At 70.4% G+C, this 19,546-nt stretch carries 20 protein-coding genes; 8 read left to right on the forward strand and 12 right to left on the reverse strand.

The features are described from left to right. Positions 1 to 45: 45 nt before the first annotated feature. Positions 46 to 882: a Sir2 family NAD-dependent protein deacetylase gene (locus J2Y69_RS14110; protein WP_310021837.1), complete on the forward strand. Its 837-nt coding sequence runs from the start codon at positions 46 to 48 to the stop codon at positions 880 to 882. After that, positions 879 to 1,463, forward strand: a complete 585-nt coding sequence (locus J2Y69_RS14115) for a histidine phosphatase family protein (RefSeq protein WP_310021839.1) — start codon at positions 879 to 881, stop codon at positions 1,461 to 1,463. Before J2Y69_RS14110 ends, J2Y69_RS14115 begins: the two co-directional genes overlap by 4 nt. Positions 1,464 to 1,491: 28 nt before the next feature. On the opposite strand, the gene J2Y69_RS14120 is transcribed toward J2Y69_RS14115, so the two are convergent. The 5 genes from J2Y69_RS14120 to J2Y69_RS14140 are packed head-to-tail and all read right to left on the reverse strand — an operon-like array spanning position 1,492 to position 7,577. Further along, a complete protein-coding gene (locus J2Y69_RS14120; protein WP_310021841.1) occupies positions 1,492 to 2,319 on the reverse strand; it encodes an HpcH/HpaI aldolase/citrate lyase family protein in 828 nt (275 codons plus the stop codon). Next, positions 2,316 to 2,810 carry a MaoC family dehydratase gene (locus J2Y69_RS14125; RefSeq protein ID WP_310021843.1) on the reverse strand — a complete coding sequence of 165 codons (495 nt, stop codon included), beginning with the start codon at positions 2,808 to 2,810 and terminating at the stop codon, positions 2,316 to 2,318. Before J2Y69_RS14125 ends, J2Y69_RS14120 begins: the two co-directional genes overlap by 4 nt. A gap of 9 nt (positions 2,811 to 2,819) precedes the next feature. Further along, a complete protein-coding gene (locus J2Y69_RS14130) occupies positions 2,820 to 3,980 on the reverse strand; it encodes an acyl-CoA dehydrogenase family protein (RefSeq protein ID WP_310022039.1) in 1,161 nt (386 codons plus the stop codon). Then, entirely contained in the window at positions 3,980 to 6,013 is a 2,034-nt protein-coding gene (locus tag J2Y69_RS14135) for an acetyl/propionyl/methylcrotonyl-CoA carboxylase subunit alpha (RefSeq protein WP_310021845.1), read from the reverse strand. Before J2Y69_RS14135 ends, J2Y69_RS14130 begins: the two co-directional genes overlap by 1 nt. Positions 6,014 to 6,017: 4 nt before the next feature. Continuing rightward, positions 6,018 to 7,577, reverse strand: a complete 1,560-nt coding sequence (locus J2Y69_RS14140; RefSeq protein ID WP_310021846.1) for a carboxyl transferase domain-containing protein — start codon at positions 7,575 to 7,577, stop codon at positions 6,018 to 6,020. Positions 7,578 to 7,685: 108 nt separating this feature from the next. On the opposite strand from J2Y69_RS14140, the gene J2Y69_RS14145 reads away from it, so the two are divergent. Both J2Y69_RS14145 and J2Y69_RS14150 read left to right on the forward strand, forming a co-directional pair. Beyond that, positions 7,686 to 8,270, forward strand: a complete 585-nt coding sequence (locus tag J2Y69_RS14145; RefSeq protein WP_310021848.1) for a TetR/AcrR family transcriptional regulator — start codon at positions 7,686 to 7,688, stop codon at positions 8,268 to 8,270. 85 nt (positions 8,271 to 8,355) lie between these two features. Continuing rightward, a complete protein-coding gene (locus J2Y69_RS14150; protein ID WP_396653107.1) occupies positions 8,356 to 9,672 on the forward strand; it encodes a nitrate/nitrite transporter in 1,317 nt (438 codons plus the stop codon). Between the two features lie 22 nt (positions 9,673 to 9,694). Here J2Y69_RS14150 and J2Y69_RS14155 read toward each other — a convergent pair whose 3' ends face one another. From J2Y69_RS14155 to pdhA, 3 genes are read right to left on the reverse strand one after another with little or no spacing between them, the layout of a single operon-like run. Beyond that, the gene (locus J2Y69_RS14155; RefSeq protein ID WP_310021850.1) at positions 9,695 to 11,080 is read right to left on the reverse strand and encodes a dihydrolipoamide acetyltransferase family protein; all 1,386 of its coding nucleotides are present in this window, start codon (positions 11,078 to 11,080) and stop codon (positions 9,695 to 9,697) included. After that, positions 11,077 to 12,087 carry an alpha-ketoacid dehydrogenase subunit beta gene (locus J2Y69_RS14160; protein ID WP_310021852.1) on the reverse strand — a complete coding sequence of 337 codons (1,011 nt, stop codon included), beginning with the start codon at positions 12,085 to 12,087 and terminating at the stop codon, positions 11,077 to 11,079. The genes J2Y69_RS14155 and J2Y69_RS14160 overlap by 4 nt, the downstream gene beginning before the upstream one ends. Position 12,088: 1 nt before the next feature. Further along, positions 12,089 to 13,201, reverse strand: a complete 1,113-nt coding sequence (gene pdhA, locus J2Y69_RS14165) for a pyruvate dehydrogenase (acetyl-transferring) E1 component subunit alpha (RefSeq protein WP_310021854.1) — start codon at positions 13,199 to 13,201, stop codon at positions 12,089 to 12,091. Between the two features lie 157 nt (positions 13,202 to 13,358). Between pdhA and J2Y69_RS14170 the strand changes: the two genes are divergently transcribed. After that, a complete protein-coding gene (locus J2Y69_RS14170; protein ID WP_310021856.1) occupies positions 13,359 to 13,832 on the forward strand; it encodes an Lrp/AsnC family transcriptional regulator in 474 nt (157 codons plus the stop codon). Here the strand turns inward: J2Y69_RS14170 and J2Y69_RS14175 are convergent. Then, positions 13,804 to 14,712 carry an alpha/beta fold hydrolase gene (locus tag J2Y69_RS14175; protein WP_310021858.1) on the reverse strand — a complete coding sequence of 303 codons (909 nt, stop codon included), beginning with the start codon at positions 14,710 to 14,712 and terminating at the stop codon, positions 13,804 to 13,806. The genes J2Y69_RS14170 and J2Y69_RS14175 overlap by 29 nt on opposite strands. Positions 14,713 to 14,772: 60 nt before the next feature. Between J2Y69_RS14175 and J2Y69_RS14180 the strand changes: the two genes are divergently transcribed. After that, complete coding sequence (locus J2Y69_RS14180) at positions 14,773 to 15,477, forward strand: exonuclease domain-containing protein (RefSeq protein ID WP_310021860.1); 705 nt, start codon at positions 14,773 to 14,775, stop codon at positions 15,475 to 15,477. A gap of 56 nt (positions 15,478 to 15,533) precedes the next feature. Next, positions 15,534 to 15,830, forward strand: a complete 297-nt coding sequence (locus J2Y69_RS14185) for a hypothetical protein (RefSeq protein ID WP_310021862.1) — start codon at positions 15,534 to 15,536, stop codon at positions 15,828 to 15,830. A 78-nt stretch (positions 15,831 to 15,908) separates the two neighbouring features. On the opposite strand, the gene J2Y69_RS14190 is transcribed toward J2Y69_RS14185, so the two are convergent. From J2Y69_RS14190 to glgA, 3 genes are all read right to left on the reverse strand, one after another. Next, positions 15,909 to 16,163: a type B 50S ribosomal protein L31 gene (locus J2Y69_RS14190; RefSeq protein ID WP_310021864.1), complete on the reverse strand. Its 255-nt coding sequence runs from the start codon at positions 16,161 to 16,163 to the stop codon at positions 15,909 to 15,911. Positions 16,164 to 16,253: 90 nt separating this feature from the next. Continuing rightward, the gene (locus J2Y69_RS14195; RefSeq protein ID WP_310021866.1) at positions 16,254 to 17,039 is read right to left on the reverse strand and encodes an ABC transporter ATP-binding protein; all 786 of its coding nucleotides are present in this window, start codon (positions 17,037 to 17,039) and stop codon (positions 16,254 to 16,256) included. A gap of 17 nt (positions 17,040 to 17,056) precedes the next feature. Further along, positions 17,057 to 18,241 carry a glycogen synthase gene (gene glgA / locus J2Y69_RS14200; RefSeq protein WP_310021868.1) on the reverse strand — a complete coding sequence of 395 codons (1,185 nt, stop codon included), beginning with the start codon at positions 18,239 to 18,241 and terminating at the stop codon, positions 17,057 to 17,059. Positions 18,242 to 18,288: 47 nt separating this feature from the next. On the opposite strand from glgA, the gene J2Y69_RS14205 reads away from it, so the two are divergent. Continuing rightward, entirely contained in the window at positions 18,289 to 19,533 is a 1,245-nt protein-coding gene (locus J2Y69_RS14205) for a glucose-1-phosphate adenylyltransferase (RefSeq protein WP_310021870.1), read from the forward strand. Positions 19,534 to 19,546: the final 13 nt, after the last annotated feature.

Here is a 19,546-nt window from a genome sequence, read left to right on the forward strand (position 1 = left end):
AGGCCCCGGCCGCGCCCGCCCCGTAGACTCGCTGAGGGAGGATCTGTGAGCACCACGACCGCGCAGCTGCGCGACGATATCGCCCGCGCGGCTGAGGCGCTCGCCGGGCGGAGGATCGCCTTCCTCACAGGAGCCGGGATCTCCACGGAGTCCGGGATCCCCGCGTACCGGGGCGAGGGCTCGACTCCCCGTCGCGCCCCGATGACCCTGCAGGACTTCCTCGGATCGGATGCGGCGCGGCGGCGGTACTGGGTCGGCGGCCATCTCGGCTGGCGGTCCTTCGGCTCGGCGGCGCCCAATGCCGGGCACCGTGCGGTCGCCGAGATGGAGCGCTCCGGCCTCTCCGGCGGCGTGATCACCCAGAACGTCGACGGCCTGCACCTGCGTGCAGGCTCCGCCCGCGCGGTCGAGCTGCACGGCACCATGCGGGCCGTGGTCTGCCTCCGCTGCGGGCAGAGCTTCGACCGCGGCGCCGTCGCGGATCAGATCGACGAGCGCAATCCCTGGCTCGCGACGCCCGAGGACATCGTCCTCGGGCCGGATGGCGACGTCGCCCCGGAGACCACCGACGGTTTCGTCCTGCCCACCTGCACCGTATGCGACGGCATGCTCAAGCCGGACGTCGTGTTCTTCGGCGAATACGTGCCGACCGAGCGATTCCGCGTCGCGGAGTCCCTGGTCGCCTCCTGCGATGCGCTCGTCGTCGCAGGCTCCTCGCTGGTCGTGAACTCCGGCATCCGCGTGATCGAGCGCGCACGCCGACGCGCCCTCCCCCTCGTCATCGTCAACCTCGAACCGACGCGCGCCGACGCGTGGGCCGACGCCACGGTGTCCGCTCGCACCGGCGATGCCCTCCCCGCCCTCCAGGAGCAGCTCACGTGACCCTCATCACCCTCGTCCGCCACGGTCAGACCGACTGGAACCTCGACCGCCGCATCCAGGGATCGACCGACATCCCGCTCAACGACACCGGTCGCGAGGACGCCCTCTCCGCCGCACGTCTGCTGGCCGGCGACTCGCATCAGGCGATCTACGCGAGCCCGCTCGTCCGTGCCCAGGAGACCGCACGGATCATCGCTCGAGAGCTGGGACTGGCAGAGCCCGCCGTCACCCGCGGCCTGCGGGAACGGGAGTTCGGCGATGCCGAGGGCATGCTGGTCTCCGACTACCTCCAGCAGTACGGCGGCTGGCACTCCGACGTGCCGCGCGCCGAGACCATGCAACAGGTCCGGGATCGGGCACTGGACTCGATCGACCGCATCGCCCGCGCATCGCGGCGACGCTCCAGCCCCCGTGCCGAGTCGGTCGTCGTGGTCAGCCACGGCGGCGTCATCCGGTCCCTTCTCCTGCACGTCTCCGGCGGGACGATCCCGCGGGAGGGCGACATGCTGCGGAACGGCTCCGTGCACCGGTTCGTCGCCGAACGCGGCGAGCTACGCCTGCTGGACGCGATCTCGGCCTGACGTTCTCAGGCGGAGTCCTCTGGCCGGCTCAGCCTCCCGCGCGGGCGAGCAGGGAACGCGCGTGGCGCAGGACCGGCTCGTCGACCATCCGTCCGCCGAACCGGAAGACACCGGACTCCGATTCCGCCGCGGCGAGCACGTCCTGCGCCCAGCCGAGCTCCTCGTCGGACGGACGGTAGGCGGCCCGGATCACCGGCGCCTGCTTCGGATGGATGCAGGCGGTCGCGCGGAACCCCGATGCCGCCGCGTCCGTCGCCTCCTCGGCCAGCCCGTCGAGATCGTCGATGTCGAGGTGGACGGCGTCGATCGCCGCCTTCCCCGCAGCTCCCGTCGCGAGGAGGACCCCGGCGCGGGCGAACCGCGCGATGTCACGATACGTCCGGTCCGCACGGCGGCTGGAGGTGCCGCCGAGCGAGGCCAGCAGGTCCTCCGCGCCCCACATCAGGCCGGCAACCCGCTCGTGACGGGCGATCTCCGGAGCCGCCTGGACACCGAGCGCGGTCTCACAGAGCGCGATCACCCGGTAGCGCTCCTCGATGGCATCGAACGCGACGGCGCTCTCGGCCTTGGCGACCATCACCCAGCGGAGGGTGGTCCGGGCGAGCATCCGCAGATCCTCATCGGCGTCCGCAGTTCCCAAGGGATTGATGCGCACGATCGTCATCCGCGGATCGAGGTCGGCGTCGAGGATCGCCTGCCTCGCTTCCGCCTTCGCCTCGGGGAGCACCGCGTCCTCGAGGTCGATGATCGCCGCATCCGCTCTGGTCGCCGCCGAGGCATACCGCTCCGGCCGGTCGGCCGGGCAGAACAGCAGGGCCGGACCGCGATCCCAGGGCGCAGTCTCAGCGTGCGTCATCGTCGCCCTGCCCTTTCCTGCCCGTCTGGCATCCGGTGTACGAGAACGGATCGGGACGCGGTCGCGACGACCGTTCCGTCCTGGTTCCGTCCGGTGTGCGCGATCGTGCAGATCCCCTGCCCCGGTCGGGACGAGGACAGCCTCTTCTCGACCACCAGGCTCTCGGTGTACAGCGTGTCCCCCGCGAAGAGCGGGTGGGGGAACACGATGTCGCCGAGCCCGAGCTGCGCGACGAGGGTGCCCTGGGTGAGCTGGGCGACCGAGGCCCCCACCATCGTCGACAGCGTCCACATCGAGTTCATCAGTCGTTGCCCGAACGGCTCCTGCGTGGCGGCGAAGGCGGCGTCGAGATGCAGCGCCTGCGTGTTCATCGTGAGCGTGGTGAACAGCACGTTGTCGGCCTCGGTCGCGGTGCGTCCCGGGCGGTGCAGATATCGCGCGCCGACGACGAACTCCTCGTAGAAGAGGCCTCTCTGGACGATGTCGGTCATGCCGCCACGCTACCCGGCCAGTCCCAGCGCCCGCGCGATGACGAGCAGCTGCACCTCGGTGGTGCCCTCGCCGATCTCCAGGATCTTCGAGTCGCGGAAGTGCCGCGCCACCGGGTACTCGTTCATGAAGCCGTTGCCGCCGAAGATCTGGGTCGCGTCCCTGGCGTTGTCCATCGCGGCGTCCCCGGCGATCAGCTTCGCGATGGCCGCCTCCTCGCCGAACGGCCGTCCCGCATCCCGCAGCCGCGCGGCGTGGTGCCAGGCCAGGCGAGCGGAGTGGACCCTCGCGCGCATCCGTGCGAGCGTGAACTGCGCGTTCTGGCGGGTGCTGAGGGCGGATCCGAAGATCGTCCGGCTCTTGGCGTAGTCGACGGCCGCCTCGAGGCACCCCTCGGCCGCCCCGGTGGACAGCGCGGCGATCGCGATGCGCCCCTCGTCGAGGATGCTGAGGAAGTTTGCGAAGCCGCGGCCGCGCTCGCCGAGCAGATTCTCCTCGGGGACCCGGGTGCCGTCGAACGTCAGCGGATGCGTGTCCGATGCATGCCACCCGACCTTGTCGTAGGCGGGCTGCACCGTGAAGCCTGGTGTGCCGTTGGGCACGATGATGGTCGAGATCTCCTTGCGGACGCGGCCGTTCACCTCGCTCTCGCCGGTCACCGCGGTGACGGTCACGAAGCGGGTGATCGGGGTCCCCGAGTTGGTGATGAACTGCTTCGACCCCTCGATCACCCATTCGCCGCCGTCCAGCCGCGCCGTGGTCCTGGTCGCGCCAGCGTCGCTTCCCGCCTCCGGTTCGGTGAGCCCGAATCCCGCGAGTGCCCGCCCTGCGAGCAGATCCGGGAGCAGCTCGGCCTTCTGCGCATCGGAGCCGAAACGGAACACCGGCATCGCGCCGAGGCTCACACCGGCCTCCAGCGTGATGGCGATGGACTGGTCGACGCGTCCCAGTCCCTCGATGGCGAGGCAGAGGGCGAAGTAGTCGCCGCCCTGGCCGCCGTGCTCCTCGGGGAACGGCAAGCCGAACAGGCCGAGGTCGCCCATCTGCGCCACGACCTCCATGGACAGGGTGTGGGTGCGGTCCGCCTCGTAGGCCTGGGGGGCGACGACGGCCTCGGCGAACTCCCGCACCATCCCGGCGAGCTCGCGCTCCTCCGAACTCATGTCGATCATCATGGACGCTCCTTCTGGGTGTCTTCCCTGGTCTCATCGCGGGTCTCGCCGCGAGTCTCTTCGCGGATGTCGATGCGCGCGACGACCTGGTCCCGTCGTACCTGGTCGCCGATCGCAGTGCGGAGCCGCACCGTCCCGTCGTGCGAGGCGAGCACTGGGTGCTCCATCTTCATCGCCTCGATCGAGAGGATGCGCTCCCCCGCGTGGACCTCTGCGTCGTCGGCGACGTGCACGGCGACGACGGTGCCGGGCATCGGCGCACGGAGGTCCGGATCGGTCGCCCCCGCCGCACGCTCGCGGCGGGCCAGCCGTCGATCGGCCGCTGCACGTCTGCTGAGCGGCGTGAGGGCGCTGGTGACGCCGTCGGCGTGCACCCAGACCGTCCCGTCCGCCGCCGTCGCGAGCACGACGCCGTCGGGCGCCGCATGACCGATGACGGCGGCTCGATCCCGGCGCGCCCCGATGCGCACCTCGTCACCAGACTCGGCCGGGGTGGCGCTGACGATGTCCTCGCCCGCGCCGAAGGTCACCTGCGGCGGATCCGCCGGAGCGCCCATGCGCCATCCCGACCCCGCCGACCACAACGCCGACGCGCGGCGGCTCTCCCGCTGTCGCTCGCCGAGACGCCACACGACGCCGGCCGCAGCTGCGAGGGCGGAGGGGGCAGGTGCCGGATCCGTGGACGGCGGGCGGCGGTCGATCAGGCCGGTGTCGAGATCGCCGGCGCGCACCGCAGGGTCCGCGAGGAGGTCGCGGAGATAGGCGACGTTGCTCTCGACGCCGAGCAGCACTGTCTCGGCCAGCGCGGCGTCGAGGGCACGCAGGGCCTCCGCGCGATCGGCGCCGTGCGCGATGACCTTCGCGATCATCGGGTCGTAGTCCGCACCGACGGTGCTCCCCGTCTCGATCGCCGAGTCCACGCGGACACCCTGAGGAGGCGTCCACCGCAGGACGTCGCCGGTCGCCGGGAGGAAGCCCCGGGAGGGGGTCTCCGCATACACGCGCGCCTCTATCGCATGACCGTCGAGTCGCACGTCGGACTGCGCGAGGGCGAGGGGCAGACCCGCGGCGACCCTCAGCTGCTGCTCGACCAGATCCACTCCGGTGACCAGCTCGGTGACCGGATGCTCGACCTGGAGACGGGTGTTCATCTCGATGAAGAAGAAGTCGTCCGGACGATCGGCCGACACCAGGAACTCCACGGTCCCCGCGCCCCGGTAGCCGACCGACGCCGCCGCGGCGCACGCGGCCTCGCCGAGTCGACGGCGCGTCTCCTCGTCCACGACGGGAGAAGGCGCCTCCTCGATCACCTTCTGATGGCGGCGCTGCAGCGTACACTCCCGCTCACCGAGATGGATGACGGCGCCATGACCGTCCGCCAGCACCTGGACCTCGATGTGTCGGGGGCGCTCGACGAGACGTTCCAGGAGGAGCGTGTCGTCCCCGAAGCTCGCCGCGGCGACCCGGCGTGCGGTCGCGAGTGCCTCCGGCAGCTCGTCCGGAGTGCGCACGATCTGCATGCCCTTGCCCCCGCCGCCCGCGGACGGCTTGACGAGCAGCGGGAAGCCCGCCTCTGCGGCCGACGATGCGATCTCGGAGTCCGTGAGGCCTGCGGCGCTGAACCCCGGCACGATCGGCACCCCGTGAGCGGCCACGTGATCGCGCGCACGGATCTTGTCCGCCATCACGTCCAGGGCCTTCCCCCCGGGGCCGATGAACACGATCCCGGCCTCCGTGCACGCCTTGGCGAAAGCGGCGTTCTCGGAAAGGAAGCCGTAACCGGGGTGCACCGCCTGCGCGCCGGTCCGCACCGCCGCGTCGACCACGGCAGCCACGTCGAGGTAAGAGGAGACGGCCGCGGCCGGGCCGATCCGTACGGCCTCGTCCGCCTCGCGGACGTGCGGCGCCGTCGCATCGGCGTCCGAGTAGACGGCGACGCTGCGGATGCCGAGGCGCCGGAGGGTGCGGATCACGCGTCGGGCGATCTCGCCACGGTTGGCGACGAGGACGGTCGGGAAGAGCGGGTCGGTCATGGCATCACATCCGGAACAGGCCGAAGCGGGAGTCGGGCAGCGGAGCGCGTGCCGCGACATCGAGGGCGAGACCCAGCAGGTCACGAGTCTGCTCCGGATCGACGATCCCGTCGTCCCAGAGCCGGGCCGTCGCGTAGTAGGGCTCCCCGCGTTCCTCGTACGAGGCGCGGATCGGGTCCTCGAAGGCGGCACGCTCCTGCGGCGTCCACTCCTCCCCGCGGGCGGCGAGCTGGTCGGACTTCACCGTGGACAGGACGGAGGCGGCCTGCGCGCCGCCCATCACGGAGATGCGGCTGGCGGGCCAGGTCCACAGGAATCGCGGCGAGTAGGCCCGGCCGCACATCGAGTAGTTGCCCGCGCCGAACGATCCGCCGATCACGACGGTGAACTTCGGCACACGGGTCGTCGCGACGGCCGTGACCATCTTCGCGCCGTCCTTGGCGATGCCCCCGGCCTCGGCGTCACGACCCACCATGAAGCCGGTGATGTTCTGCAGGAAGAGCAGTGGGATGCCGCGCTGATCGCAGAGCTCGATGAAGTGCGCGCCCTTCTGCGCGGACTCGGAGAAGAGCACGCCGTTGTTGGCGACGATGCCCACCGGGTGCCCGTGCAGACGAGCGAAGCCCGTGATCAGCGTGTCGCCGTAGTCGGGCTTGAACTCGGCGAACGTTCCGCCGTCGATCAGCCGGAGGATGACCTCGTGCACGTCGTATGACGCGTTCACGTCCACGGGGACGACGTCGTACAGGCTGGACGATTCGGAGGGCTCGACGGTCTCGGACACGTCCCAGACCGGATCCAGGGGTGGCGGCAGTGTCCCGACGATGTCGCGGACGATCTCCAGCGCGTGCTCGTCGTCCTCGGCGAGATGGTCCACGACCCCGGACACCCTCGCGTGCAGCTCACCGCCGCCGAGCTCCTCCGCGGTGACGATCTCGCCGATCGCCGCCTTCACCAGCGGCGGCCCGCCGAGGAAGATCGTCCCCTGATTGCGGACGATGACCGTCTCGTCGCTCATCGCCGGCACGTACGCCCCGCCCGCCGTGCACGATCCGAGAACGGCGGCGATCTGCGGGATCCGCTCGGCGGACATCCGCGCCTGGTTGTAGAAGATGCGCCCGAAGTGCTCGCGATCCGGGAACACCTCGTCCTGCATCGGAAGGAATGCCCCGCCGGAATCGACGAGCGCGATCGTGGGCAGTCGGTTCTCGAGGGCGATCTCCTGGGCGCGCAGGTGCTTCTTCACCGTCATCGGGAAGTAGGTGCCGCCCTTCACCGTGGCGTCGTTGCAGATGACCATCACCGCACGGCCGTGGACGAGGCCGATCCCGGCGATGACGCCGGCGCCGGGCGCCTCTCCCCCGTACAGCCCCTCGGCCGCGAGCGGCGCGACCTCCAGGAAGGGGCTCCCCTCGTCCAGCAGCCTCCGCACACGATCGCGCGGGAGCATCTTCCCCCGGGCGACATGGCGCACGCGGGACGACTCGGGACCGCCGAGCGCCGCGCGCGCGATCCGCTCGCGCAGGCCTTCGGCCAGGGAGCGCTGGGTGGGGGCTTGCGCCATCGTGCCGTCCTCCTCGACTCACGATCCGTCACGCCGCCGTGGTGGGCCGGACGGAAACCGGTTAGTGTTCATTAACCGACGTCATCAGGTTAGCGAGGATTAACTGAAGTGGCAACCACCGCCCGTGAGCAGGCCAAGCTCGATCGCCATGACGCACTCGTCCGCGCCGCCACGCATCTCTTCGCCCGACGGGGCTATGCGAGCGCGAGCCTGGAGGAGATCGGAGCGGCCGTGGGCGTCAGCGGCCCCGCTGTCTACCGTCATTTCGCCGGTAAGCAGGCCCTCCTCGGCGCTGTCCTCGTGGGTGTGAGCCAGGGGCTCGTCGACGGCGGACGGCATGTCTGCACCGACATTGCGGAGGCGCCGGCGCGGATGGACGCGCTCATCCGCTTCCACGTCGACTTCGCCCTGCGCGATCCCGACGTCATCCGGGTCCAGGACCGTGACGCGGCGCACCTCGGCGACGAGGACCGGCAGCGTGTGCGGGACCTGCAGCGCGCCTACATCGAGCTCTGGATGGACACGCTCGGCGCCGTGGTCGACGAAGGGCCTGCACAGCTCCGGCTCCGGGTGCAGGCCTGCTTCGGCCTCATCAACTCCACGCCGCACAGCACCCGGTCCACCGATCGGTCGACGGCCGCCACACGAACGCTCCTCGCCTCCATGGCTCGCGCCGCCCTCACCGCGCCCTGACCGGACCCCGGCGTGTCACCCGCTGACACGCCACGCGGTCGGCGGATCGCCCGGCCATAGGATGGAGTCCCGTCCTTCGAGGAGAGTGCCGCCCGTGATCCCCGCCCCTGCACCGGCCTGGCGGATGTGGTCGATCTGGACGGTCGGCGTCGCCGCCTACGTCCTCTCCGTGACGAACCGGACCTCGCTCTCCTCCGTCGGCGTCGACGCCGCTCAGCTCTTCCACGCCGACGCCTCCACCCTGTCCTTGTTCGCGGTCCTCCAGCTCGCCGTCTACGGGTTGATGCAGATCCCGGTCGGCATCCTGCTGGACCGGTTCGGGTCGCGTCCGATCATGGTCGCCGGGATGATCCTGATGACGGTCGGTCAACTGGTCATGGCCTTCGCGCCCAACGTCGGGATCGCGATCGTCGCGCGCATGATCCTCGGCGCCGGCGATGCGGCGATCTTCCCCGGCGTCCTCCGCGTCGTGGCGACGTGGTTCCCCGCGCAGCGCGGCCCGCTCATGGCCCAGCTCACCGGCATCGTCGGCCAGACGGGCCAGCTCCTTGCGCTCGTCCCCCTGGCGGCGCTGCTGCACGCCACCTCCTGGTCCGTCGCGTTCGGCAGCCTCGCGGGCCTTGGCGTGCTGTTCACCGTCCTCGTGTTCGGCGTGATCCGCAACCGCCCTCCCGAGTTCGCCGAGGACGTCTCGGTGGACACCGACACCGGCGCGATCAGGGTCGTCACCTCGAGCGCAGACCTCCGGGTCTCTCTGCGTGCCGCCCTCGCCCAACCCGGCACGCGGCTCGGCTTCTGGTCCCACTTCACCACCCCGTTCGCCGGCACGGCGTTCATCATGCTCTGGGGCATCCCGTTCCTCACCGTCGGCGAAGGGCTCTCGGCGGCGGAGGCGTCGATCGTCACCACGGTCTTCGTCGTGTGCGGCGTCGCCTTCGGTCCGCTGATCGGCATGCTCTCCTCGCGGCATCCGACCAGCCGGTCGCTCATGCTCGTCCTTCCCACGGTCGCCCTGCAGCTCGTCGCCTGGCTCGTCGTCGCGTTCTGGCCGGGCCCGGCACCGCTCTGGCTGCTGATCTTCCTCGCGGCGGCGCTCGCCTCCGGCGGTCCCGCGTCGATGGTCGCGTTCGATCACGCCCGCACGCACAATCCGCAGCACCGGCTGAGCACCGCGACCGGGATCGTCAACGGCGGCGGCTTCCTGGCCGGACTCATCGCGATCTTCCTGATCGGCCTCGCCCTCGACCTCCAGGGCGCCGGCTCCCCGGAGACCTACACGCTCGATGCGTTCCGCTGGGCCTTCCTCACCCAGATCCCGCTCTGGCTGATCGGCAGCGCGTTCATCCTCCGCGAGCGGAGGCTGACACGACGCGTGCTCGGCCTGGACCGCCCACGACGCTGAGCCGCGGACGGTCCAGGCGTCGTCACGAGAGCAGCATCGCCCGCCCCGGCTCCTCCAGGACGTCGGCGACCGCCTTCAGGAACTGCGCGCCCTCGGCGCCGTCGACCAGGCGGTGGTCGAAGGACAGGCTCAGCGTCATGACCTGGCGCAGCGCGATCTCCCCCTGATGCTCCCAGGGCTGCCGGCGCACGGCTCCGACAGCGAGGATCCCGGACTGGCCGGGCGGCAAGATCGGCGTCCCCGCGTCGATCCCGAAGACGCCGATGTTCGTGAGCGAGAAGGTTCCGCCCATCAGATCCGCAGGAGGGGTCTTTCCCGAGCGAGCGGTCTCCGTCAGCATCGAGAGGGCGCCGGCGAGGCCCGTCAGCGAGAGCCGATCGGTGTCGCGGATGATCGGGACGATGAGGCCCCGTTCCGTCGCCGCGGCGATCCCGAGGTCGACGAAGTGGTTCTGCACGATCTCGCCGGCCGCCTCGTCCCAGGTTGAGTTGAGCCCCGGATAGTGCGGGAGCGCGAGGCACACGGCCTTCGCGATCACCGTGAGCGGACCGATCCGCGGCCCGTCGCGCAGGGAGCGGTCCTCCCGCAGCGATGCGATCAGGTCCATCGTCGCCGTCACGTCGACCGTGTGGAACGTCGTCACGTGGGGCGCGGTGAAGGCGCTCCGCACCATCGCCTCCGCCGTGTGCTTCCGGACGCCACGGATCGGGACCCTCGTCGTCCGTCGCTCGTCCCCGGTACGGCGGGTGCCGTCCGTGCCGTCGATGAAGACCTGCTGATGACCGGCCGGTCCGGCGGATCCGGCCGCCCGCTCGTCGATCCGCGCCAGATACGCGTCCACGTCCGAACGGGCGATGACCCGGTCCCCGAGCTCCGCGGCGACCAGGACGAGGTCCACGCCCCGGCTCCGCGCATAGGCGCGCACCGGCGGTGTCGAGCGCGGACGCTCCGGGGTGAGTGCCGGCGGCGTGTCGGCGACGACCGCGTCATGGGGCGCGGCGTCGAGCACGGCGGTGTCGGTGACGCTCAGCGGCGAGCCGGACCGTCGAGCCCGACGGGCGGGACGCCCCTTGCTCGCCGGTGCGCTGCCGTAGCCGACGAGGTTCGGCTGCGCTTTCTCCTCCGGCGCATCGGCCTCTGCGGCACCGGACGTGGAGGCCTGCTCCTCGCCCTCAAGGGTGAACGCGATCAGCGGTGCGCCCACCTCGACCGTGTCTCCGGCCGCGGCATGCAGCGTCGCCACAGTGCCCTCGTAGGGCGATGGCAGCTCGACGACCGCCTTGGCTGTCTCCACCTCGGCGAGGGTCTGGTTCAGAGTGACCGTGTCGCCCTCGGCGACGAGCCACTGTACGATCTCCGCTTCGGCCAGGCCCTCGCCCAGATCGGGAAGACGGAACTCCTGCGTCATCGGTCTGCTCCTGTCAGGCTGCTCGGCTCCTCCAGCACGCGGTCCACCGCGTCCAGGATGCGGTCGAGGTCCGGGAGATGGTGCTTCTCGAGCTTCGCCGGCGGATAGGGGATGTCGTGCCCTGTGACTCGGAGGGGAGCTGCCTCCAGCCAGGTGAAGCATTTCTCCGTGATGCTCGCGATGACCTCGGCGCCGACGCCTGCCTCCCGCGAGGCCTCATGCACGACCACCACGCGGCCGGTGCGGCGCACCGAGGCGCAGACGGTGTCGTAGTCCACCGGGGAGAGGGAGCGGAGGTCGATGACCTCCAGTGAGCGTCCTTCATCCGCGGCGGCCTCGGCGGCGTCCAGGGCGGTGCGCACCATCGCCCCGTAGGCGATGATCGTGGCGTCGCTCCCCTGCCGGACCACGCGGGCGACCCCCATCGGCGCCGCGTCCGCCAGCGGAGCGTCCAGCTCTACCTCGCCCTTGGCGTGGTAGAGACGCTTGGGCTCGAAGAAGATGACCGGGTCATCGCTCGCGATCGCCTGCTGAAGCACTGTGTAGGCGTCCTGCGGGTCCGAGACGGCGACGACGCGAAGACCGGCGGTGTGCACGAAGTACGCCTCGGGGGACTCGGAGTGGTGCTCGGCCGCACCGACGCCGCCCGCCCAGGGGACGCGGATCGTGATCGGCATCTTCACGCGCCCCTGGGTGCGGTAGTGGAGCTTCGCGACCTGGGCGACGATCTGGTCGAAAGCGGGGTAAATGAAGCCGTCGAACTGGATCTCCACGACCGGGCGGTATCCGCGGAACGCAAGCCCCACCGCGGTCCCGACGATCCCGGACTCCGCGAGCGGAGTGTCGATCACCCGCTTCGCGCCGAACTCGTCCAGGAGGCCGTCCGTGATCCGGAACACCCCGCCGAGCCTGCCGATGTCCTCGCCCAGGAGCACGACCTTCTCGTCGTCGCGCATTGCCTGGCGGAGACCGGCGCCGAGCGCCTTGCCCATCGTCAGCTGCGTCATCTCAGGCCTCCTCGAACGTGGCGAGGTACTCGGCATAGGCGGTGCGCTGCTCGTCGAGCCCGGAGTGCGGCGCCGCGTAGACGCCGTCGAACACGGCCAGCGGCTCGCGGGTGGTCATCCCCAGGCAGGCCGCGCGGAGCTCCCGCGCCGCGGTGTCCGCCGCCGCCGCGATCTCCTCGGCCTGGGCGTCATCGAGCCCTCCGGCCGCACGCAGGTAGGTCTCGATTCGGACCAGCGGGTCCCGTGAGCGCCATGCCTCCAGCTCCTCCGGCTCCCGATAGCGGGTCGGATCGTCAGCCGTCGTGTGCGGACCCATCCGGTAGGTGACCGCCTCGATGAAGACGGGACCGCGTCCTGAGCGCGCATGCTCGAGCGCCCAGCGCATCGCCGCCATGCAGGCCAGCACGTCGTTGCCGTCCACGCGCAGGCTGGGGATGCCGAAGCCCGGCGCCCTGCCTGCGATCGGGTACGAGGACTGCACCGAGACCGGCTCGGAGATCGCCCAGTGGTTGTTCTGGCAGACGAAGACGACCGGGGCGCCGTAGGAGGAGGCGAAGACCATCGCCTCGTTGACGTCCCCCTGGCTCGTCGCGCCGTCGCCGAAGTAGGTCACCGCGACCTCGTCGGTGCCGTCGTGGGCGATCCCCATCGCGTAGCCCACCGCGTGGAGGGTCTGCGCGCCGATGATGATCTGGGTGGGGGCGACGTGCCGCTCCGCGGGGTCGTACCCCGCGCCCTCCTCGCCCCGCCAGACACGGACGAAGTCGCCGGGCTCGGCGTCACGCGTGTACAGGACCCCGATCTCGCGATAGCTGGGGAAGATCATGTCGTCGGGTCGAAGAGCGCGGGCGGTGCCGATCTGCGCCGCCTCCTGCCCCTGACAGGGCGCCCAGAGGCCGAGCTGTCCCTGCCTCTGGAGCGCGATCCCCTCCGAGTCGATCCGTCGGACGATGCTCATGTCGCGATACAGCCCGCGCAGCTGATCGAGCGAGACATCGGCGACGAACGGATCCAGCAGCGCGTGGGCGTGCCGTGTCCCGTCGGGGGCGATGAGCTGCTCGGAGAGCGCGAGATCCGACGCGACGTCGGCGATGGGGGTGATGCTGGGTGACATCCTCGTCCTCCTTCATGCGACCGCCCTCGTGAGGCGGCACGGCGTCCTCGCCGTTGCGTTGAGGCTACGTCCGTTCAGCACCTAGCTCAAGCATCTGAGAGCTTCTTGAGCATGTTGCCAAACTGCGCGGGAAGAGCGCCTGCTAACGTTTGGCACTATGTCCGCACTCGACCGCATCGACCTCGACCTCCTCGACGCTCTCGCCGCCGAGCCGCGCGCCACCGTGGTCGCACTCGCCGAGCGGCTGGGCCTCTCGCGCAACACGGTCCAGGCACGGATGACGCGCCTGGAGCAGACCGGCGTCTTCCTGCCGTACGAGAGGTCCTACTCCCCCGCCGTGATCGGCTTCCCGCTGCAGGCGTTCGTCAACATCGGCGTCCGTCAGACCGAGCTGCCACGGATCATCGTCGAGCTCGCCCGAGTCCCGGAGGTCGTCCAGGCCCACGGGCTGAGCGGATCCGTGGACATCCTCGCGCGCGTGGCCTGCCGCGACGCCCGCCATCTGTTCGACACCGATGCGCGGATCCTGTCGATCGACGGCGTCGAGCGCACCGAGACGTCGCTCGCGATGGGCGAGGTCATCCCGTTCCGCGTCGGCGGGCTCATCGGGATGGCGCGTAGGGAAGCCTGAGGAATCGTCGGATGACGCCGGCAGCCTCCGCCGGCGTCTCGTAGTGGATCAGGTGCCCCACCCCGGCGATCTCGTCGAGCCGTGCCTGCGGGAAGAGGCCGACGAGCCGCCGCTCCGCCTCGATCGGCGTGATGTCGTCGCGTTGGGCGGCGACGAGCAGCGTCGGCACCTCGATCCTCGGCGCGAACTCGCGGACATCGTGCGACACGCTGGCGACGAAGGCGTCGCGGAGCACGTCTCGATCAGCGAAGCGGGAGAAGAACCGGTCATGCTGATCGTGGACGAACCGGCGGAGCCCTCGGTCCCCGGTCTTGGCCATCGTGATGCTCATGACCCGCACGATCAGCGGGTGGCGCAGGAGAGCGGTGCCCATCCCCCGCGGCAGCCGGGCGCCGAGCGCGTAGTACAGGATCGCAAGCCGGGTCATGAAGCCCTTGGGCCCCTCGAGCGCCGGTGCGCCGATCGGGTTGACGAGGATCAGACGCGGCGTCTCCAACCCGCCCGCGACCGCGGCGGAGCTGACGATGGAGCCGAACGAGTGCCCGAGCACCACCGCACCGGGGGCGACCTCGGCGACGAACGCCCGCAGCCAGTCGGCGTAGGCCTCGATGTCGTGGACGCGATCGGGAAGCGGCGCGGTCTCGCCGAAACCGGGGAGGTCCGGCATGATCACCCGGACACCGGGCAGATAGGCGACGACCGGCTCCAGTCCGTGGTGGTCGCCGCGGAAGCCATGGACGGCGACGACGGTCGGCGTGCCGTCTCCCGGGTCGGAGGGACCGTAGGTCCAGTAGGCGGTGGTCCCGCCCAGCACCTCCACCTCGCCCCTCTCGACCGGTGTTCGGCACAGACGCTCGGCATAGGGCGACGGGACGGGCATTCATCGAGTCTACGGGCGTGCCACGGCGGCGGTGTCCGTAGTGCGTCCTACCGTGGTCGCATGGCCCCCGAACCTGTCCTCCCCGTCTGGCTCGACCGCATCGGCGTGTTCGATCTGGAGACCACCGGGATCGATGTCGACCGCGATCGGATCGTCACCGCCCATGTCGGGGTGCTGGATCGGCGGGGCGAGGAGATCGCGGCGCGGTCCTGGCTCGCCGACCCGGGTGTCCCGATCCCGGACGAGGCGGCGGCCATCCACGGCATCACGACCGAGCGCGCACGACGGGACGGCGCTCCCGCCGCCGCGGTGACGGCCGCCGTCACCGGTTCGCTGAAGGCCCTCCTCGCGCAGGGCGTTCCGGTCGTCGCCTACAACGCATCCTTCGACTTCTCCCTGCTCGCCGCCGAGGCGCGGCGGCACGGTGTCGAGCCGTTGGACGCGCCCGCCCCGGTGATCGATCCGCTCGTGATCGACAAGGCCTACGACCGCTATCGCCCGGGCAAGCGGACGCTCGCGGTCGTCGCGGCCCACTATGACGTTCTTCTCGACGATGCGCACGAGGCGTCGGCCGATGCCATCGCCGCGGGCAGGATCGCCCAGGCGCTCGCGCGCCGGTTCTCCCTCCCTGACACGGCCGTCGAACTGCACACGCGGCAGATCGGCTGGGCGCGCGCTCAGGCCGAGAGCCTCACCGAGTACTTCATCCGCATCGGCCGGCTGGAGCCGGAGGAGAGCCTGGACGGCGCGTGGCCCGTCCGCTGACCGATATCCATCTCTCGGCTGATGCGCATGGAAGACGGCGACTCTAGCCTTGTCCCATGCGCGATGTCCTCGGCTGGCTGCTGATCGCCCTGATGATCGCGACGCCGTTGGGCCTCGCCGTCATCATGGGCATGACGCTGCTCTCGCGCAAGCCCATCGAGGAGAAGTATCAGCACACCCGCGGCGGCGGCGCCGTCGGCGTGTTCGACGCGGTGTGGTCCCCCTCGGCACATGAGGCGGGCATGGAGCTGGATCGCCAGACGAAGCGCACGGCCCCCGCCCCCGCGCCCGGCGACCCGCCTTGGACGATCTCCGGCGACCGGATCACGATCGACGTCGATAAGCAGCCCTGAGGAGCCTCGCCTGGCAACGCGACGACCTCCTGACACGACGAAGGCCCCGTCCATCCGGACGGGGCCTTCGCGGGCGTCTTACTTGGAGCCGCCGAAGCCCTTGAAGCGCTGGTTGAACTTCTCGACGCGACCGGCCGAGTCCATGATGCGCTGCTTGCCCGTGTAGAACGGGTGCGAGGCGGAGGAGATCTCGACGTCGATGACGGGGTACTCCACGCCATCCAGCTCGATCGTCTTCTCGCTCGTGACGGTCGAGCGGGTGAGGAACGTCTCGCCCGAGCCGAGGTCGCGGAACACGACGGCCTGGTAGTCGGGGTGAATGTCAGTCTTCATGCGGAATCCTTGCGGGCGTTGATGGGAAAGAGGAGAAGTCTCTCGAGGCGCGCTCAGGCACCAACGGTCGAGTTTAGCAGATCGGGCGTCTCAACCGGCGGCACGCGCCGCGAAACGGCCATCGATCCGATCCAGGACGATCGGCATGCCGAAGGTCTCCCCCAGCGTCTCGGCCGTCAGCGCCTCGGCGATGGGACCGCCGGCGACGACACGACCCTCCCGCAGCAGCAGGACGTGCGTGAAGCCCACCGGGATCTCCTCGACGTGGTGCGTGACCATGACCGTCGCCGGCGTCGTCGGCGACTGCGCGTAGCCGCTGAGGAGCGAGAGCAGTTCCTCCCGCGATCCGAGGTCGAGGCTGGCGGACGGCTCGTCCAGGAGCAGCAGCTCGGGATCGGTCATCACCGCGCGGGCGATCTGCACCCTCTTCTGCTCGCCGTCGCTCAGGGTGCCGAAGAGCCGGTCGGCGAGGTGGTCCAGACGCCACTGCTCGAGCACGCGGTGCGCGCGCCGCTCGTCGATCGTCTCGTACGACTCGTTCCAGCGACCCATGACCGAGTACGCGGCGGTCATCACGGTGTCCAGCACGGTCTCCTCGGCGGGGATCCGACGCGCCATCGCCGAGGAGGCGAAGCCGATCCGCGGACGCAGCTCGAACACGTCGGTGCGCCCGAGCGTCTCCCCGAGCACGTCAACGCGACCGCTGGTCGGGTGCATCAGCGTGTCCGCGAGCTGCAGGAGCGTGGTCTTGCCTGCGCCGTTGGGGCCGAGGACCACCCATCGCTGGTCGTCCTCGACGTTCCAGGTGAGGTGATCGACGATGTTGCGGCCGTCGCGACGCACGACGACATCAGAGAACTCGAGGACGCCAGGCATGCCGCCAGCCTATCGGCTCAGGCGGTGAGCTCCGCGTAGAGGGCCCTGGTCGTGTCGGCGATCGCCGCCCAGCTGAAATCTCGCGCGGCGCGTTCCCGCCCGGCCTCGCCGTAGGCGGCCGCGCGCTCCGGGTCGCCCACGACCTCCGTGAGGACGCGGGCGAGGTCCGCGACGTACCGCTCGGGATCGACCGGCGTCCCCGTGCCGTCCTGCACCTGCTCGATGGGGACCAGGCGCCCGGTCACCCCCTCGTCCACCACCTCCGGGATCCCGCCCGTCGCGGTTCCGACGACGGCGGCGCCGCAGGCCATCGCCTCGAGGTTGACGATCCCGAGCGGCTCGTACACCGAGGGGCACACGAAGGTCGTGGCGGCCGTGAGGATCGCCGAGAGCTCGCGGCGGGGAAGCATGCGCTCGATCCACACGACGCCCTGGCGCGAGGACTGCAGGACGCGCACGAGCTCCTGGACCTCGGCCATGATCTCCGGAGTGTCCGGGGCCCCGGCGCACAGCACCAGCTGCACCTCGGGAGGCAGCAACGCTGCTGCCCTGAGCAGGTACGGGAGCCCCTTCTGCCGGGTGATCCGTCCGACGAACACGACGGACGGGCGCGCCGGGTCGATGCCCTGGGCGCGGAGGAAGTCCTCGTCGTGGACCGGACGCCAGGCATCGACGTCGATGCCGTTGTGGATCACCCTGACCCGAGCGGGGTCGACCTGCGGATAGCTGCGGAGGATGTCGGCGCGCATCCCGGCGCTCACGGCGATCACCGCCGCGGCGTTCTCGTAGGCCAGGCGCTCGATGCCGCCGGAGACGGCGTAGCCGCCGCCGAGCTGCTCGGCCTTCCACGGGCGCAGCGGCTCCAGGCTGTGCGCCGTGAGGACGTGCGGGATCCCGTGCAGCTGCGAGGCGAGGTGGCCGGCGAAGTTCGCATACCAGGTGTGGCTGTGCACGATGTCGGCGCCGGCGACGTCCGGGACGATCGTGAGGTCGGTGCCCAGGGTCTGCAGCGCGGGGTTCGCCGTTGCCAGCTCCGCGGGGGTCCGGTAGGACTCGGTGCCCGCCTCATCCCTGTCGGAGCCGAACGCGCGGACGCGCACCTCGGTGGTCTCCCTGAGCGCCTTCACCAGCTCCGCGACGTGCACTCCGGCACCGCCGTAGATCTCCGGCGGGTACTCCTTGGTAATCATGTCCACGCGCATGACCTGAACGCTAGTACAACGTCGCCGCGGGCATCTATGGTGGACGCATGTCGGTACCAAAGAAGGTTTTCGGGATCATCCTCGCGGGCGGCGAGGGAAAGCGTCTCATGCCCTTGACCGCGGACAGGGCGAAGCCCGCCGTCCCGTTCGGCGGGCAGTACCGGCTGATCGATTTCGCCATCTCGAACCTCATCAACTCGGGGCTCCGGCAGGTCGTCGTCCTCACCCAGTACAAGTCCCACAGCCTCGACCGGCACATCTCGCAGACCTGGCGGATGTCCGCGCTCCTGGACTCGTACGTCGCATCCGTCCCCGCGCAGCAGCGCCTCGGCAAGCGCTGGTTCTCGGGATCGGCGGACGCGATCCTGCAGAGCCTGAACCTGATCAACGACGAGAAGCCGGACATCGTCGTCGTCATCGGCGCCGACCACGTCTACCGCATGGACTTCCGCCAGATGCTCGAGGCCCACATCGCCTCGGGGGCGAAGGCCACGGTCGCCGGAATCAGGCAGCCGCTCGCGCTCGCCTCGCAGTTCGGCATCATCGACGTCGCCACCGACGGCTCGGGACGGATCAACCAGTTCCTGGAGAAGCCGCTGGACGCCACAGGGCTCCCGGACGCCCCCCACGAGGTCCTCGCGTCGATGGGCAACTACATCTTCGACGCCGACGCGCTCATCGCCGCGGTCGAGGCCGACGGCGAGCTGCCCACCTCCAGCCACGACATGGGCGGCGACATCGTGCCGTACTTCGTGGACCGCGGCGAGGCCGGGTTCTACGACATGCGCGAGAACGAGGTCCCCGGCTCCTCCCCGCGCGACCGGGCCTACTGGCGCGACGTGGGGACGATCGAGTCCTTCTTCGACGCCCACATGGACCTCATCGCGACGCTTCCGGTCTTCAACCTGTACAACATGGAGTGGCCGATCCACGCGCAGGCGGTGAACTCCCCTCCGGCGAAGTTCGTCCGCGACTCGGTCGGTCGCATCGGGAACGCGATCGACTCCATCGTCTCGCTCGGCTCCGTGCTCTCGGGCACCCACCTGGAACGCAGCGTCGTGGGACCGTGGACCCTCGCCGGAGGCGGTTCCACGATCACCGACTCCGTGCTCTTCGACGGCGTCCGGGTCGGTCAGGGCGCTCGCGTGCATCGCGCGATCCTGGACAAGAACGTCGAGCTCCTCGACGGTGCGACCGTCGGCGTCGACAGGGAACGGGACCTCGAGCGCGGGTTCACCGTGACCGAATCGGGGATCACCGTCGTCGGCAAGAACCTCCGCATCGAGAGGTAGCGGAACGTCGTAT

Source organism: Microbacterium resistens (assembly GCF_031456305.1).
Taxonomy (GTDB): Bacteria; Actinomycetota; Actinomycetes; order Actinomycetales; family Microbacteriaceae; genus Microbacterium; species Microbacterium resistens_A.